The following is a 16,640-nucleotide window of genomic DNA, read 5'->3' as shown; positions in this document are numbered from 1 at the left end:
GGGTGGCGGGGGGGGGACAACGACGGTGTCGAGCGCCAGCACCGTGTTTTCCTGCAGCAGGACGGGAAGGTCGAGGCCCGACACGGGCTTGAAATAATGCTCCACGAAGGCCGGAGAACTGGTGATCAGCAGTTTCGCGTCGCGGGCGAAATAACGCTGGGCGGCGTTCAGCATCTGCCCGGGCTTGCCCTTGTTGAGAAGCAGGCGGTGAATGTCGAGACATTCATAAACCAGTGCCGGCTGCCCGGCATAGATCGACATGGCCCGCTTTGCCAAAGCCAGCATTTCCAGGTTTCTGGCAAGAATGACATCGGGCGCGGGGATGTCGTTCAGGGTCTTGCCCAGCGAGAGGCTGGCTTTCGCCACCGCCGCCATACGCTGCAGAAACTGCCCGTCGGCGGTTTCCCCGAGCACAACGGGCACGACGCCTTCAATCTCCGCCAGCCGGTTCTGCCCGCGCCGGAAACCGGCCAGCGTGACCCGTGCCCCGCCCGCAAGCAAGGTCAGCACCCGCCGACGAATGGCGGGGTCCGACAGATCATGCGCGAGATAAAGAACATGGGTCATGCAGGGTTCCGGTTGGTTTCATGCGTCAGAGACGCCGCAGCTTAGGTTTTGGTGCAAAAAATCGGAGCGGTTCAAAAATGCGGTCAGTTAAGGGCGCAGGCGATGGACTCGGGAAACTGGCATTTGTCACCGAGCGCCGTGAAGGCAAACCGGTCAACGATCATTTGTGATGGTCCCGCATAGGAGAACCGGCCCATCCAGTCCTTCAGCGTGTCGGTACCCCACAGGCTGAAGAAAATCTTCTGGGCGTTCTGGGGGATTTTCGTCTCGTCCGTCACTTCATGGACGAGCTTGCCGTTGACGTAATAACGCAGGCGCTGCGGCTCCCAGACGAAGGCGTAGTCGTTGAAGCCGGCATCGGCGCCGCCTTCCACAGGCACCAGCTTCTCATTACCGCCTTTGGCGGAAATATACTGGTTCAGCTGCACCTTGCCCGTGTTCTTGCCGAGAACCTCGAAGTCGATTTCATCGTGCGGCTTCTTGTCGGTCGGGCCGATATAGGTGAAGAAGGCGGAGTTCAGGCCGGAGCCGGTGGCGGCCTTCATCCGTGTTTCATAGGTGCCGTAGCGATAACGCCCCTTGGTCTGGATTTCACCGCAGGCGAAGTTGCGATCACCGGCCTTGGCTTCCTCGAAACCGAGCGTGAGCTGGCCGTTTTCCACCGTTGCCAGCTTCTTCGACCAGGTGCAGTTCTGATGCGCGCCGTTGTTCCAGCCGTCGGAAACGTACCAGAAAGATCGGTCCATGGAATCGAAGTTCTCGATGAAGGACGTGCCGTTGCCTTCCTGCGCGTGGATCGGCGTTGCAAAAGCTGCGGCCGAAAGAGCCGTGGCAAGAAGAATGCGTGTCTGAACGCGGGTGACAAATGTTGTCATTGGTTCACCTCTGTCGTTGCGAATAAAGTGTTTCGGATGTGGGCGGGCCGATCATGGAGGCCCGTTTGGTCGCAAAATCGGTCATCGTCTTGCGTTTGCCGTTACGGCTTCCGGTGAGCACGGAATAGACGGCGGGTAGATATTTCCGCGTCTGCGCGTTGCTGATGATCAGAATGACAAAGGCGGACAGTGTCGCGGTGATATAGAAGGCGGGATAGAAGTCCGGCCCGCCCTTGTTCCAGACCATCCACATGATGACGAGCAGGGGATAATGGGCGCAGAATATCCAGAAGCTCAGGCTGCCGGTTTCGGCAAGCCGCTGGCCAAGCCGGCTGCGGATCAGCAGCGCGGAGGATGCCCAGAAGCCGAGCGCGCCGAAGACAGCAAGCAGATTGCGCGACATGTTGAGCCAGAAGGTGAATTCCGGGCCGGTGAAATAAAGTCCCGTCGCCAGCATGGCCGAGGCGACAAAGGTCAGCGCCATGATCGGCACGGCGTAGGGGTCGAGCGCCTTGACGTCGATACAGTGGAGGGCAAGCGCGATGCCGAGCGAGAAGCTGAAGAGAATGGATTTCTTCTGGACGATGAAGATCGTCAGGTCAGGCATGGCGGTGATGAAGAGCAGGATGGCGAGGGTCGGCAGGGCGAAGCGGCGCATCAGAAAGGCGAGCACCGGCGACAGCAGAATGCAGACGAACAGGTCGCGCAGGAAATAAAGCGGCACATTTACCGGCAGCTCTTCGAGCGCGGTTCCATGGCTGATGATTTCACGCGGGCTGGCATTCCACAGATCGGGGAAATACCCGATGCCGACATCAAAGAGCTGGATCAGCAATACGGCCGCAAACAGCGCGCCATTCCACAGAAGGAAAGGCAGCAGCACGGTTTTCGACTTGGAGCGGATCGTCGCCGGATAATCGAACCCGCTCATGCCGCGGCGAAACAGCAGATAGCCGGAAATGGCGCTGAGACAGGGAACGCCGATGCGAAACAGCGCATCGCCCAGAAAAACCCGCAGCCAGTCGAAGAAGCCGTAAAGGCCAAGAAACGGGCTGGTCTCGGCATCGTGCGGCACATGGACGAACACGATTCCTGATATCAGCAATATGCGCATCAAGTTGATACGGGAGGATAGGTTCTGATCGACAGTCACATCAGTCACCCCTATTGGGCGGCGTCCACCCACGCCGCGTTGCAACCAGAGCGAACGTAAGCCCGCACTGGAAAGTCTGGTTTCGACTTTGGGATAAAATGTGGCGACGCGGGAAAAACACAAGATTAGATTTTGCGGGTGAATGTCTGGCGTCAGCGCCATTTCTTCGCTGAATAGAAGTCAAATAATTGAAATAACTGCAATTTTTACAAACTCACACATCGTTAAAAATCGCTGAAGCGTGTGAATTTGTCATTTGTCGTGATGTTGCGCTGCAAAAAGACGGGTGACTTTACCTCGCCGCGGTGAATGAAAACCTCGCGGCGAGGGCGCTTAACGGCGGAAATGAGGCGCATTTTTCCGCTATATTTCTAACCTTGGGTTGCAGTGTCCCGCATACGCCGCGATTTGACCATGCCTAAGATTTTCCCAAGCAGCGCGCGTTCGGTGAGCAGGATCAGCACCCCGTAGATGACGCCGCCCACGGCTGCGCCGATGAGAACCTGAAGGGTGGCACTGGGAATGCGCTCAGCCAGAACGTGAAGCAGATAACGCACCGCAACGGCCATCACGAGTGCCGCGATCATCGGCCTGCTGCTGACATAAAGGCCGCGGAAGAACGGTGTGTCGCTCGCCTTGAACACCGCCCAGGAATAGGCGACCAGCGTTACCGCATTGACGATGCAGAGCCAGACCATGGCGTCGATCAGCGTGCCGTAAAGTGCTGCGAGCCACACTGCCACCGTGGTGACGATGGCGCGGATCGTCGCCGACCAGAACAATACGCGGCCGTAACCTGCACCCTTCAGGTAGGGGATGAAAGTGCTGCATGGTGTCAGAATGGCCTTCGATAGCGCCAGCAGGCCGAGAACCGGCCAGGCATAGGCCCAGTTCTGCCCGAAGATGACAAGCATGGCGGGCTCGGCCACGGCCCAGAGGCCGAACATCATCGGCGCCAAGAGCACGGTCAGAACCTGCGTGCTGAACATCAGTGCATCACGACGGCGCTGCGGATCGTCCATCATGCGGCTGAAGGCGGGAAACAGAACGCCCATGACGGCGGACAGAACCACCTGATTGGGAATGCTGGCGAAACGATTGGAGGCGGAATAGGCGCCGGCATCCGCCAGACCCAGGTGTCGGGCAATGACCACCATCGGTGACTGGAAGGTGACGAAATTGGCGATTTCCGATCCCATCAGCCCCGAACTGAAGCCGAGAAGCGGCACGAGACGGCGCGGTTTCATGACGAAACGCGGGCAATAGCGCGAAACGGCATACAGCCCGACAAGCCGGATGAGGGCGGCGGCGAAAAGCTGGATGATGAGCGCCCAGACGCCGAAGCCGAGAAGGGCGAGCACCACGGCGACAACCGCGGCGATGCTTTCCGACGCCATGCTCCAAAGCGCGTCCTTGCTGAAATTCATGCGCCGGGCGAGCAGCGAATAGGCAACATCGCCAGCAAGCTGCAGCGGAATGAGGAAGGCCATGATGCGCAGCAGATAGGCGCTTTCCACTGCACCCAGCAGCCCGCCGAAAAACTCCGCCCAGATGTAGAGGACGGCAGCCATGGTGCAGGAGATCGCCAGATTGGCCCAGAAGACGGTATGGATCGTTTCCATATCCTCTTCCTTTTCGACGATGAGGGCAGAGGTGAGCCCCGCGCCGGCGATCATGGTCAGAAACTGTACAACCGTTAGTCCTACCGCCACCACCCCGAATTCCTCTGGGGAAAGCAACCGTGCAAGAATGGGGACCGTGACAAATTTAAGCCCGAATGTCCCTGTTTTTGATAAAACGCTCCAGCCGACATTCGTGGTGATGGTCTTTACATTTGGCGCTGGGGGCATACAAGCATCCTGTTTCTGGAGGCCGGCGGGAGGAAGCCGGTTGGGAGTTGCCGATACCATCGGGGCCGCTTTTAGGATCGGGCCCGACACTTCTTGATCAACGCAAGGGGCGAAACAATGGCAAGATTTACTGTCGTCATTCCCTACTACCAAAAGCAGCACGGTATCTTGGGACGTGCACTCGCATCGGTTTTTGCGCAAACTTACCAGGACTTCGATCTTGTCATCGTCGATGACGAATCGCCATACCCGATCGATCAGGAACTTGCGGAAATTTCGCAGGAACAGAAAGACCGGATTATCGTCATTAAACAGTCCAACGGCGGACCGGGCGGCGCCCGCAATACCGGTCTGGACAATGTCCCTGATGGCACCGACTATGTCGCCTTTCTGGATTCCGACGATATCTGGACACCCGATCATCTGCGCAATGCCGCCTTCGCGCTTCAGACCTATGGCGGCGAGTGCTACTGGGCCTCAATGCAGGCAAGTGATGAATTTTATTATCATTTCGCCATTTCCGAGCTGGAAAAAAATGAGGGTGCGGCAAGGCTTTCCGAGAAGCCGCTGGTGATCGAACTGCCGGATCTGGCAAGTGTCATGCTGCGCAACTGGAGCTTCCTGCATCTCTCCTGCATGGTGATCGGCCGTCCTCTTTTCGAGAAGATCCGCTTCGACCCGGCGCTGCGTCTGGCGGCGGAAGACGTGCTGTTTTTCTGTGATTCCATCCTCGCATCGAAGCGGACGCTTCTGTGTGACGATGCCGGCGCGATGCGTGGCATGGGCGTCAATATCTTCCACAGCATCGACAATACCTCTCCGGAATTCCTGCGCCAGCAGTTCAATACCTGGGTGGCGCTCGATACGCTGGAGGGCCGTTTTTCACGCCGGCCGGACGATGTCGCCTCCATCGCTTCCTATAAAAACACGGCGCGCAAACAGGCGCTGTGGAGTCAGGCGGGCAATCTGAAACGGCGCAAGGCGCCCGAATTCGGACTGCTTCTGAAATGGGCGATGCGCGATCCCGCACTGCTGCGTGCTGCTTTCGAACTCGGTGCCGGAAAAATCGTCCGCTCGAGATGAGCGAATTCTCGCCCACAAGAATTTATATGTTTTTCACCCAGGAGTGACCTCATGAAACCTTACCACTGGGAATCTCATCACGGCAATTTCGGTGACGATCTCAACCTGTGGCTGTGGGACTTTCTGCTTCCGGGCCTGCGCGATGTGCATGACGATGTCATGCTGGTCGGCGTCGGCACCGTGCTGAACGATGTTCTTTTGCCCGCAAAGCAGCGCAAGCTGGTGATCGGCAGCGGCTATGGTTATGGCGCAGTGCCGGATACCAGCACCGAGTTCTGGGATATTCGCTGTGTGCGCGGCGACAAAACCGCCGCCAAGCTCGGGCTCGCCCCTGAAAAGGGCATTGTCGACCCGGCTGTCATGGTCACCGAGATGCCTGACTTCAAAGGCCTGCCGAAGCTCTACAAGAAGACCTTCGTTCCCCATTGGGAATCGGCGGAATTCGGCATGTGGGAAACGGTCTGCGAACCGGCGGGGCTCACCTATCTCGACCCGCGCGGCGAGGCGAAAGCGGTCATCCGCGCCATCGCCCAGTCGGAATTCATCGTCGCCGAATCCATGCATGGCGCAATCCTTGCCGATGCCTTCCGCGTGCCGTGGGTCGCGGTCAGCACGTCGCCGTCGATCAACAGCTTCAAATGGAGCGACTGGGCCGGCAGCGTGGGTGTCGAATATCAGCCGCGCTACGTGCCGGTTTCAACCCGCGCCGAGGCGGCGAAAAAGGGCTCGCGCTTCTGGGGCATGAGTTTCCCGCCACCGCCAGGCCCGGTCATTGCCGAGACCGGTTCCGTCTCGGCGCATGGGAACCCGACACATGAGGGCGATGTGCTGGTGCGGCCGCAGGAAAACCAGTCCCGATCGCTGCGCAAACTGGCCAAGCAGGTGCTGGCCGCGCCTTCCACGCTGGCGCTCTGGCAGGCAAGCCGTGCGGAGCCGCGTCTCAGCCCGGATGGCCGGCTGGAGGAGCGCAAGGAGCGTTTCGCCGCCGTTCTGGAAACGGTGAAGCGGGACTATCTCTGAGGGTCTAAGATAGTCGGCGGCGGTGCTTCCGCTCGCGCCACGGATAAAGTGCAGCGGCACCTATGCGTTTGGCAAAGCGGAGCATCCGCAGGCGGTCACCCCGGGCTTGATCCGGGGTCCAGCGCGATCAAGTCATTGATCGCGAAAGACTCTTTCACGGCGCAGGTGTACCGTGGCTGGATGCCGGATCAAGTCCGGCATGACGGAGGAGGGAACGGCGGACTTGTCGTCGTTCTTGCGGCAGTGGGTTCTACCCTCCCGAAACCGGCGTGCCATCCAGCAGATAACGAACATCCCGCACCGGCGGCGGTTTGCGGAAGCGCGCGGTCTTGTCGGTCCAGATGCCGCGCGTGATGGCGGGCAGGGCGGGCAGCCGCGTCAGGGCGTGGCTCAGCGCACCGCCCATGCCCTTCTGCTTTTTCGCATCGAGAAAATGACGGAGCTCGAATTTGGCGCGGATATGTTTTTCATGTTCGCGCAGGATCGCCGTTTCCTCTGCCGAGAGCCGGCAACCGGCGAGAATGGCCTTGTCCGCCTCATATAGGCGGCGAAGATCTTCGGTGCGGTGACGGCCGCTCAGCGAGTTGCCGCGCACGATCGCGCCGTAACCGCAATGGCGGATGACCTTGTAACGTGCACCGGCGGCAAGCGCCCGCACGTAAAGTTCGTAGTCCTCGCCAAGCCGCAGACCGTCATCGTAACGCAATGCATGTTTGTCGAGAAAAGCGCGGCGTATCACCGGTTTCAGAAAGCCGGTCTCCCCGCGCTCCACACCGGGCCTGGAAATATTACCTTCCACAAATTCCGTGAGCGACAGAAACCGCGCCTGCGGTTCGAAACGGACCGGCTGCATGGAGGATGCGCCGGGGACCGATTGCTGGATGAAGGCAATATTGTCGGCCACGAGATCCCAGTCGTCATCGGCCAGCATGGCGGCGAAACGCCCCCGGAAAAAGAAGTCGTCCGCATCGAGAATGCTGATCAACGGCGCGGATGAAATCGAGATGGCGTGGTTGCGCGCGGCCGAAGGGCCGCGATTGACATCGAATCGTACGACCCGCAGACGGCCCGTGCCATCATCCGCCGCATGCGCCACATCGCTCGTCGTATCGGCGGAACCGTCGTCGATAACCACGACTTCCCCGACCTCCGGCTCCACAAGGGCGGAGCGGATGGCTATATCGATCGTTTCGGATGCATTTTTCGCAGCGATGATGACGCAAATGGGCTGTGAACCGCTCACCATGTGTTGTCCTTCTGCTTTGACCAACCGTCAGGATTTGGCCAGCAGAAAGTGTCAGGCGTGTGGATGCAAGCGATTTTTTTGCGGCGCAATAAAAGAAGCTGCGTAAAAACTCACATATCGGTCAGTTTGGCGCCATGCGGCGGCGGGCTTTTTACGGCGTCCGCCTGTATTGCCTCAGCGCCACGGTCCCCCGCGAAGGTTTCCCGCATGCGCCGTTTTTCCCGGGCGACCAGAACGAGAATCCCAATAAAATAACCGACTTGCAGAATGACCGCACAGATGAGGGTCTGGATGAATGCCGTATAGAAGGAGCCGTGGATGAAATATGTCGCAACCGCAAAGGCAAGCAATGCACCGATCATGCTGAAAAAAACACGAGGTGCATACATGGTGCTCTCCTCCCGAGAACGATTTCTCCATTTTTGACTGCGCTGCGGCATTTTTTTTCTTTGCAAGAAATATACGATGAGACCGGTGCTGTTTCAACACACATATACTTCTTCTAACGGTTGCGGCATGAAATTTCGGTAATCTTGATTGGTAAATTCCTCGGTAATTGCTGACTTCCCCCGATCGGGGCTGCCTTACCATGCGATTCCATGCTTTTGAGAGACATAAAAGCCTTCTCTTGCGGCCATTGCTCGCTGTCTTACATCCTCTGCAGACTTCGTTAACCATCTCGCCTTTAAAAAGTCGGTATTGATTCCTCAGCAAGAGCAAGGTGCCCGCGTGACAACGAGTTCAGAAGTAATCGCCTTTCCGGCAAAGAACCGTATTGCCGACGTTAAACGATGTGCAACCATGCTCGACCGGCTACATGGTGTGGAGGCGAATGATTTCTGGCGCAGGGAGTGCCGTGAACTGGCCGCCTATCTGACGGAACTCGGTTATGAGGACGCCGCTATGCGGCGTGAAGTCATGGAGTTTCAAAATGCGGTGCAGGCGGAATTGTGGGCGGGTGACGCCACACCCGAGGCACGCCGAGACAGCCATTGAAGCCTCAGGGTTTTCCATAAAAAAAGCCGGCGGGTGACAGACCCGCCGGCTTTTTTGTTCGTGTCCGTTTGATCAGGAGGCGCCGGCGCCGCGTGTGCGGGCAACACCGTCAAGTGCAGGCTTGTATTTCGGGTCGAGCCGGGCCGCATGCCCATAGGACTTGGCGGCCTTGGCCATCTCGCCGCGCCGCTCATAGACGAGCGCCTGGTTGGCCCAGGATTCTGCCACATTACCGTCAAGCGAAATGGCGTGGTTGAAATCCGCGAAGGCGTTTTCGTCGTCATTGAGTGCGACGTAAGAAAGGCCGCGGCCGTTATAGGGCTCCGGCGATGTCGACGACAGCGAGATCGCCTTGGAGAAGTCTTCGATGGCCTGGGCATGCTGGTTGCGCAGCTGGTAGATCAGGCCGCGATTGTGCCAGGCGCGTCCGTCGGTGGTTTCAAGCTCGATGGCGCGGGAGAAATCGTTGAAAGCCTCGTTCACGCGTCCGGACTGGCGGTAAAGATTGCCACGGCCGATCAGCGCCACGTCATAGCTCGGATTGATCTGCAGGGCGGCGTTGTAGTCCTGCAAGGCCTGCTGCTGCTGTCCGCTATTGCGGTAAACCAGCGCGCGGTTGGCATAGGCCTGGTAAAAGCGCGGGTTGAGCTGCAGCGCCTTGTTGAAATCTTCGATGGCGCGGCGCGAATCACCGGCGCGGCCGTAAGCCGAACCACGGACGTTATAGCCTTCGGGATCCTGCGGATTGGCGTTGATGACCGAGGTAAGCGAGGCGATATTTTCCTGCGAACCCTGGGCGCGGTCGATCCTGAACACATCTTCCGTCTGGTTGGAAGTCGCGCAGCCGGAAAGACCGGCAAGGACGGTACAGACGACCAGAGAAGCGCGGAACCCTCTGTTGTTTTTCAATGGCACCCGGCGCGTGGAGGCATCGGAGTTTTTCACAACACAGGCGTCGACAGCGATCATTCGGTGTGGGTTCCCTCGCAGGCCGGTCTCACGATCGTTCTCAAGAACATTCTCCGGCCACAAACACAAAGAGCGGCGGCGAATTGATCGCCCCCGCCCAACAAGCATTCAAAAACGTCCAAAAGACGGCCTATTAACGGCCTGCGCGGGGGCCTGCAACCAGACCTTCGCGCTGTGCACGCTTGCGTGCCAGCTTGCGAACGCGGCGAACGGCTTCAGCCTTTTCGCGGGCGCGCTTCTGGGAGGGCTTTTCGTAATAATCGCGCATTTTCATTTCACGGAAAATGCCTTCGCGCTGCATCTTTTTCTTCAGGGCGCGGAGCGCCTGATCAACGTTATTGTCGCGGACTAGTACCTGCACGTTAAACCCGTTCCTTTAGTTTGGTTATCTTGCTGTGTGAATAAAGGCATTCACACGCAAACAAAAAATGGTTCGTCCGGCTGTCGAGCTGGGCGATTGGTGACGTGCAATAACAGATCATTTGCGGCAAGTCCAGCCGCTAGCGCATAATCAACCAGCAAAATGCGGCCTGCCCGGAATTCCGCCTGCGATGTCGAAACAAAATCATTGCGACGTCGCAAAATGAATATTGCCTCCCATCCCGATTTGCCATGTGTATGATACGGGCCGGAACTATGTTTACGGCCTCTGGCCGGTTCTTGAGGAGCAGACTGCGAATGCGCAAATATTCCGTTTTTGCCGTGGCGCGTGAGGCGTTGCGGGGTCATAAAGGGTGGGATGCGCAATGGGCTTCACCCGAGCCGCGCAAGGATTATGATGTCATCATCATCGGCGGCGGCGGGCATGGGCTCGGAGCGGCCTATTACCTTGCCAAGGAACACGGCATTACCAATGTCGCAGTTCTGGAAAAAGGCTGGCTCGGCGGCGGCAATACCGGCCGCAACACCACCATCATCCGCTCCAATTATCTCTATGAAGAGAGCATGGATATTTACGAGCATTCCCTGAAACTGTGGGAAGGCTTGAGCCAGGATCTCAATTACAACGTCATGTATTCGGCGCGTGGCGTGATGATGCTGTCGCACAATATCCATGATCGGCAGTCCTTCAGCCGCCATATCAATGCCAACCGTCTTTATGGCATCGACAATGAATGGCTGACGCCGGAGCAGGCGAAAGCCTATTGCCCGCCCCTCGATATATCAGGCAATGCGCGTTACCCAATCAATGGTGCAGCCCTTCAGCGCCGCGGCGGCACGGCCCGCCACGATGCGGTAGCCTGGGGTTATGCGCGCGCGGCTTCAGACCGCGGCGTGCACATCATCCAGAATTGTGAGGTCACGGGCATTCGCCGCGGGCCTGATGGCGCGGTGACGGGCGTGGAGACCAATCGCGGTTTCATTGGCGCGAAAAAAATCGGCGTTTCCGCCGCCGGTCATTCCTCGGTCATCATGAAGATGGCTGACGTGCGTGTTCCTCTGCATTCCAACCCGCTGCAGGCGCTGGTGTCGGAACCGCTGAAGCCGATCTTCCCCTGTGTCGTCATGTCCAACACGGTGCATGCCTATATTTCGCAGTCCGACAAGGGCGAGCTGGTTATCGGCGCTGGCACGGACCAATATAACTCCTATTCGCAGACCGGCGGCCTGCAGATCATCACCCACACGCTCGACGCCATCTGCGAGCTGTTCCCGATCTTCCGCCGCGTCAAGATGATGCGGCAATGGGGCGGGATCACCGACAACACGCCTGATCGTTCCGCTATCCAGAGCGTGACGCCGGTGCAGAACCTCTTCGTCAATTGCGGCTGGGGCACGGGCGGTTTCAAGGCGACGCCGGGTTCGGCCAATCTCTTCGCGCATCTCATCGCCCGTGGCGAACCGCATCGCCTGGCGGCCGGTTTGACGCTTGACCGCTTCCGCACCGGCCGTCTTATCGACGAGGCTGCCGCTGCCGCGGTGGCGCATTGATGCTGGCGGCGGCGGCTATGCTTGCGCTCAATATATCTGGCGCGGCTGCAGCTGTGCCCGCCGGCAGCGTCATTCCCGAGGCTAAGGATTTCCGCAGCCAGAAGATTGCGAAAATGCAGGGTGAGAAAGACTGGCCCTTCGTGGCGGAAAAAGGCCTGCTTCTCTGCGCGCCGAGCCTTACGACGAAGATGGTTTATTTCGTCGGCGAGCAGGACGACGGTAAGCAGGACTACCCCTTCGCGATCGACACCGACATGATGGCGGTTGCCATCGTCAATATGGGCCGGGCCTCGGCGCTGAGGCCATTCGATAATTTCGAGCAACTTTTAAAGCGGCTTTCTCCGTTCGTTTCGATGGGCAGACGGCTGTGTGACCAACCCGCCGGAACAGCGCTTCCGGAAAATTCTCTCTAGGTGGAGCGACGATGCTTCTGATCCATTGCCCCTATTGCGGGGAAGACCGTTCCGAACTGGAATTCCGCTGGGCGGGCGAAGCCCATATTGCCCGGCCGGAAAACATCGCCGATATTTCCGACGAGGCCTTCGCGGAGTATTTCTTCATCCGCGACAATGACAAGGGCCTCGTTTTCGAGCGCTGGCGTCACATTCACGGCTGCGGCCGCTTCTTCAACGCCGCCCGCGATTCGGTGAGCGACAAATTCCTGATGACCTACAAGGCGGGTGAACCTAAACCCGATGCTGAAACGGTCCTTTCCGCAGAAAAGGGAGCCGGGAAATGAGCGGCGATTATCGTATCAAGGGCGCTGGCCGTCTGACCCCCGCCAGAACCGCACGCTTCACCTTCGACGGCAAGATCTATCCGGCGCTGGAGGGCGACACGGTCGCGTCAGCGCTTCTGGCAAATGGCGTGCATCTGATCGGCCGCTCGTTCAAATATCACCGGCCGCGTGGTTTCCTTTCCGCCGGACCGGAAGAGCCGAATGCGCTGATCGATGTCTCACGCGACAGCCTGCGCAAGCAGCCCAATGTTCGCGCCACGGTGCAGGAGGTTTTCGACGGCGCCATCATCGCCTCGCAGAACCGTTTCCCGTCGCTGTCCTTCGATCTGAACGCCATCAACGACGTTCTGTCTCCGATGTTCGCGGCCGGTTTTTATTATAAGACCTTCATGTGGCCGAAGGCCGCCTGGCACAAGATTTACGAACCGCTGATCCGCCGCGCCGCCGGTCTCGGCAAGGCGCCGAGCGAACCGGATGCGGATCACTATTCCGGCCGTTATGCCCATTGCGACGTGCTCGTCGCCGGCGCCGGCGTTGCCGGCCTGACGGCGGCGCTTGCTGCTGCAAAGACCGGCGCCAGCGTCATTCTGGTGGACGAGAATGCCGAAGTCGGCGGTGTGCTGCGCTTCGATACCGGTGCGGTCATCGATGGTCTGCCCGGTTATGAATGGGCGCAGAAGGTTTTCGCCGAACTGAAAGCCCTGCCCAATGTGCGGGTTTTGACGCGCACCACCGCCTTTGGTTATTACAACCACAATTTCGTGGCGCTGGCCGAGCGCGTGACCGACCATCTCGCCACGCCCGCCAGACACCAGCCGCGTGAGCGGCTGTGGCAAGTGCGTGCGAAGAAGATCGTGCTCGCGGCGGGCGCAATCGAGGGCCACATGGTCTTCGCTAACAATGACCGCCCGGGCATCATGCTGGCTGCGGCCGCCCGCACCTACCTCAACCATTATGGTGTGGCCGTCGGCCATAATGTCGGGGTCTACACCGCCCATGATTCGGCCTATGAGACGGCCTTCGATCTCAAGAAGGCGGGGGTGAAGATCGCCGCCATCGTCGATTGCCGCGAGAACCCGGATCAGCGCCTGCTGGACGAAGCACGGGCGCTCGGCATTGAAGTGCTGGCGGGTCACAGTGTTTACAACACCGCCGGCCGCCTGCGCGTCTCCTCGATGACTGTTGGCCGCAATGGCGGCTCCAACAAGCGCAAGATCGCCATCGATGCGCTTGTCGTTTCCGCTGGCTGGACACCCTCGGTGCATCTCTTCTCGCAATCGCGCGGCAAGCTGAAGTTTGACGCGGCTAACCAGCGTTTCCTGCCGGATATCCATGTGCAGAACTGCGTTTCCATCGGCGCCTGCAACGGCACGGATGATCTTTCCGCAATCATTGCCGAAGCGGCAGCTGCCGGTGGCGGTTCGGTGGCGTTTTCCGGCGAGAATACGCGCGCCTGGACGGGCGGCATGATCGGTGCCGCCGAAGGCGCGGGTGAGGGCACCGGCGTCAAGGCCTTCATCGATTTCCAGCACGATGTCTGCGCCAAGGATATTCGCCTTGCCGTGCGCGAAGGCATGCATTCGGTCGAGCATATCAAGCGCTTCACCACCAACGGCATGGCGTCGGATCAGGGCAAGATGTCCAACATGCATGGTCTCGCCATCGCATCGGAGGCACTTGGGCGGGATTTGCCCAAGGTTGGTCTCACCACCTTCCGCCAGCCCTATACGCCGGTCACCTTCGGCACGCTCATCAACCATTCGCGCGGCGCGCTGTTTGACCCCACCCGCAAGACGCCGATGCACGAGGAAGAGCTTGCGGCCGGCGCGGTGTTCGAGGATGTCGGCAACTGGAAACGCGCCTGGTTCTTCCCGCGGGCGGGCGAGGACATGCATGAGGCGATCAACCGCGAATGCAAGACGGTGCGTGAGAGCGTCGGGGTGTTCGATGCCTCCACGCTCGGCAAGATCGAGGTGGTCGGCCCGGATGCGGCGAAGTTCCTGAACCTCATCTACACCAATGCCTGGGATACTCTGAAACCCGGCCGCTGCCGTTATGGCATCATGACCCGTGAAGACGGTTTCGTTTACGATGACGGTGTTGTCGGCCGTCTTGCCGAAGACCGGTTCCATGTGACGACGACGACGGGCGGCGCCCCCCGCGTTCTCCAGCACATGGAAGATTATCTCCAGACCGAATTCCCCGATCTCAACGTCTGGCTCACCTCGGCAACCGAACAGTGGGCTGTCATTGCCGTGCAGGGGCCGAAGGCGCGGGAAGTCATCGCGCCCTTCGTCGAGGGTATCGATCTGTCGCCGGAAGCCTTCCCGCATATGGCGGTAGCCGAAGGCAAGTTCTGCGGCGTGCCGACGCGGCTTTTCCGCGTCTCCTTCACCGGCGAACTCGGCTTCGAAATCAATGTGCCGGCCGATTATGGCGCCGCCGTCTGGAGTGCGATCCGCGACAGGGCGGAAGCCGTCGGCGGCTGCCTTTATGGCACCGAAACCATGCATATCCTGCGTGCCGAGAAGGGTTACATCATCGTAGGGCAGGATACGGACGGAACGGTGACACCTGACGATGCCGGGCTTGCCTGGGCCGTTTCGAAAAAGAAGACGGATTTCGTCGGTATCCGCGGGCTGAAACGCCCCGATCTCACGCGCTCCGGCCGCAAGCAGCTTGTGGGCCTGAAGACGAAGGACCGGCTGACCGTTCCGGACGAGGGCGGCCAGATCGTCGTTGATCCGAACCAGCCGAAACCGATGACCATGCTCGGCCATGTTACCTCCGCCTACTGGTCGGAAAATCTTGGCCATTCCATCGCTTTTGCGCTGGTGGCGGATGGCAGGGCGCGCATGGGCGAAACGCTCTATATTCCACTTGCCGATAAAACCATTGCCGTCGAAGTGACCGACATGGTCTTCCTCGACAAGGAAGGAGCCCGTCTCAATGGCTGACATGCTGCACGCAAAACGCAAATCCGTGCTTGAGGATTTTCACGGCGGCTCGCCCTTCGTATCGCTGAAGCCTGCGGCTTCCGCCTCGCGGCTGTCGCTACGCGCACGGGAAAGCGCTGTACCGGCGCTGTCCGAAGCGCTCGGTCTTGCGCTGCCCACCAGCCCGAAGAGCTCCGTCACGTCGGGCCTGCGTTCCGCCCTGTGGATTGGGCCGGATGAATGGCTGGTGATCGATCAGGGCGAAAGCGACCTGATGGCAGCGCTCGCCAATGTTGCGGGCCTGTTTTCGGCAACCGATGTTTCCCACCGCAACACGGCCGTCATCGTCTCCGGCGCTGGCGCGGAAGCAGCGCTCAATGCCGGCTGCCCGCAGGACCTTTCTCACGCAAAATTCCCTGTCGGCGCTTGCTCACGCACCGTCTTCGGCAAGGCGGAAGTGGTGCTGCTGCGCACCGCGGACGATACGTTCCGGGTGGAATGCTGGCGCTCCTTTGCCGAATATGTCGGCGGGCTGCTGCAGGAGGCGGCGGCGGACGTGGCGGTTTAGACTCTTCAAGCGCTTTAAAAAGAGAGCGGCTTATATCTGTCTGAAGACATGGAGTTTTTAAAGCCAAAGTCAGGCAGGGTGTTTAATTTAGAGGGTTTGGACATATGCAACGCCGGCTTCCAGTGCATCTTTGAACTTTAGGCGTTGACGATAACTGGCAAGAAAACCGGCTTTTACGGCATTTCCGCGCTCGTCCGGCGTGCCGTGGTGCCCGGGATTATCAACTGCGTGATCTCCCACGCTGAATTGTGCCTGGGCGATAACCGCTGCCGGGAAATTTGCGTTATCTAGCTTGCGGTTGCCCGCAAAATATCCCGCTAGATAGTCCGCATGTAGCTCTATTCTTTTTACGGTCGGCTGCCCGCGCAATCGGTCGTCTATTCCATATTTATATTGTGCGATATGCCCAAACTCATGAGCGCATACGGCTGCGATGTAAGCGGCGGGATAGGCTGGCTGATTGAGAAATTCCTGTAGAAAACATAGGCCAAAAAGAACCGTACCGTCCGAGCGCCCCATATAGTTGGCCGAACTGGCATAGGCATTTTTCCCCTTCGCGTCGTCGAGATAAGTGAAGCCGGGCAGGACATCGAAAAGATTACTGAGATAGTTCAGGGTCTGCGCCAGCGCGTAGTCAAAGTCTTTATCTCCAGACGTGGCGATTGGAGCCTGGCCGTCGACGTAGGAGAACTCCATCGTTTTGTTA

The 16,640-nt window shown here is 59.0% G+C and carries 16 protein-coding genes and 1 pseudogene; 8 read left to right on the top strand and 9 right to left on the bottom strand.

All coding sequences use genetic code 11. From position 1 onward, the window contains the following. The 4 genes and pseudogenes from ASB65_RS07125 to ASB65_RS07110 form a co-directional block, all read right to left on the bottom strand. A pseudogene (locus tag ASB65_RS07125) lies at nt 1–567 on the bottom strand (glycosyl transferase family 1); the annotation flags it as partial. 83 nt (nt 568–650) lie between these two features. Then, on the bottom strand, nt 651–1,442 hold the full coding sequence (locus ASB65_RS07120) for a glycoside hydrolase family 16 protein (protein ID WP_003508517.1): 792 nt from the start codon (nt 1,440–1,442) through the stop codon (nt 651–653). A 4-nt stretch (nt 1,443–1,446) separates the two neighbouring features. Continuing rightward, nucleotides 1,447–2,595: an acyltransferase family protein gene (locus ASB65_RS07115; RefSeq protein ID WP_080868688.1), complete on the bottom strand. Its 1,149-nt coding sequence runs from the start codon at nt 2,593–2,595 to the stop codon at nt 1,447–1,449. A gap of 371 nt (nt 2,596–2,966) precedes the next feature. Then, the gene (locus ASB65_RS07110) at nt 2,967–4,445 is read right to left on the bottom strand and encodes a lipopolysaccharide biosynthesis protein (RefSeq protein WP_060723448.1); all 1,479 of its coding nucleotides are present in this window, start codon (nt 4,443–4,445) and stop codon (nt 2,967–2,969) included. A 117-nt stretch (nt 4,446–4,562) separates the two neighbouring features. Between ASB65_RS07110 and ASB65_RS07105 the strand changes: the two genes are divergently transcribed. Both ASB65_RS07105 and ASB65_RS07100 read left to right on the top strand, forming a co-directional pair. Further along, a complete protein-coding gene (locus tag ASB65_RS07105; RefSeq protein ID WP_060723447.1) occupies nt 4,563–5,528 on the top strand; it encodes a glycosyltransferase family A protein in 966 nt (321 codons plus the stop codon). A gap of 51 nt (nt 5,529–5,579) precedes the next feature. Beyond that, entirely contained in the window at nt 5,580–6,548 is a 969-nt protein-coding gene (locus ASB65_RS07100; protein ID WP_060723446.1) for a polysaccharide pyruvyl transferase family protein, read from the top strand. Between the two features lie 250 nt (nt 6,549–6,798). On the opposite strand, the gene ASB65_RS07095 is transcribed toward ASB65_RS07100, so the two are convergent. Continuing rightward, nucleotides 6,799–7,794, bottom strand: a complete 996-nt coding sequence (locus ASB65_RS07095) for a glycosyltransferase family 2 protein (protein WP_060723445.1) — start codon at nt 7,792–7,794, stop codon at nt 6,799–6,801. Nucleotides 7,795–7,904: 110 nt separating this feature from the next. Beyond that, a complete protein-coding gene (locus ASB65_RS07090) occupies nt 7,905–8,183 on the bottom strand; it encodes an exopolysaccharide production repressor protein (protein ID WP_060723444.1) in 279 nt (92 codons plus the stop codon). Nucleotides 8,184–8,523: 340 nt separating this feature from the next. On the opposite strand from ASB65_RS07090, the gene ASB65_RS07085 reads away from it, so the two are divergent. Continuing rightward, nucleotides 8,524–8,790, top strand: a complete 267-nt coding sequence (locus tag ASB65_RS07085) for a DUF6074 family protein (protein ID WP_020812422.1) — start codon at nt 8,524–8,526, stop codon at nt 8,788–8,790. Nucleotides 8,791–8,862: 72 nt separating this feature from the next. Here the strand turns inward: ASB65_RS07085 and ASB65_RS07080 are convergent, their stop codons facing one another. Both ASB65_RS07080 and rpsU read right to left on the bottom strand, forming a co-directional pair. After that, the gene (locus tag ASB65_RS07080) at nt 8,863–9,759 is read right to left on the bottom strand and encodes a tetratricopeptide repeat protein (RefSeq protein ID WP_003508539.1); all 897 of its coding nucleotides are present in this window, start codon (nt 9,757–9,759) and stop codon (nt 8,863–8,865) included. A 133-nt stretch (nt 9,760–9,892) separates the two neighbouring features. Beyond that, on the bottom strand, nt 9,893–10,120 hold the full coding sequence (gene rpsU, locus ASB65_RS07075) for a 30S ribosomal protein S21 (protein ID WP_003508541.1): 228 nt from the start codon (nt 10,118–10,120) through the stop codon (nt 9,893–9,895). Nucleotides 10,121–10,437: 317 nt separating this feature from the next. On the opposite strand from rpsU, the gene ASB65_RS07070 reads away from it, so the two are divergent. The 5 genes from ASB65_RS07070 to ASB65_RS07050 are packed head-to-tail and all read left to right on the top strand — an operon-like array spanning nt 10,438 to nt 15,934. Next, the gene (locus tag ASB65_RS07070) at nt 10,438–11,691 is read left to right on the top strand and encodes a sarcosine oxidase subunit beta family protein (protein WP_059756984.1); all 1,254 of its coding nucleotides are present in this window, start codon (nt 10,438–10,440) and stop codon (nt 11,689–11,691) included. A gap of 2 nt (nt 11,692–11,693) precedes the next feature. Beyond that, nucleotides 11,694–12,104, top strand: coding sequence for a hypothetical protein (locus ASB65_RS07065; RefSeq protein ID WP_035213317.1), 411 nt, complete (start codon nt 11,694–11,696; stop codon nt 12,102–12,104). Between the two features lie 11 nt (nt 12,105–12,115). Next, nucleotides 12,116–12,430, top strand: coding sequence for a sarcosine oxidase subunit delta (locus tag ASB65_RS07060; RefSeq protein WP_020809520.1), 315 nt, complete (start codon nt 12,116–12,118; stop codon nt 12,428–12,430). Then, nucleotides 12,427–15,387 (top strand): sarcosine oxidase subunit alpha, encoded by a 2,961-nt coding sequence (locus ASB65_RS07055; protein WP_060723443.1) that lies wholly within the window; start codon nt 12,427–12,429, stop codon nt 15,385–15,387. Before ASB65_RS07060 ends, ASB65_RS07055 begins: the two co-directional genes overlap by 4 nt. Beyond that, nucleotides 15,380–15,934 (top strand): sarcosine oxidase subunit gamma, encoded by a 555-nt coding sequence (locus ASB65_RS07050; RefSeq protein ID WP_020809522.1) that lies wholly within the window; start codon nt 15,380–15,382, stop codon nt 15,932–15,934. Before ASB65_RS07055 ends, ASB65_RS07050 begins: the two co-directional genes overlap by 8 nt. Before the next feature lie 87 nt (nt 15,935–16,021). Here the strand turns inward: ASB65_RS07050 and ASB65_RS07045 are convergent, their stop codons facing one another. Continuing rightward, nucleotides 16,022–16,630, bottom strand: a complete 609-nt coding sequence (locus ASB65_RS07045) for a hypothetical protein (RefSeq protein ID WP_060723442.1) — start codon at nt 16,628–16,630, stop codon at nt 16,022–16,024. Nucleotides 16,631–16,640: the final 10 nt, after the last annotated feature.

Source organism: Agrobacterium tumefaciens str. B6 (genome assembly GCF_001541315.1).
Taxonomy (GTDB): Bacteria; Pseudomonadota; Alphaproteobacteria; order Rhizobiales; family Rhizobiaceae; genus Agrobacterium; species Agrobacterium radiobacter.
The sequence above is the reverse complement of the archived record's forward strand: the minus strand, read 5'-3'. Positions and strand labels throughout refer to the sequence as shown.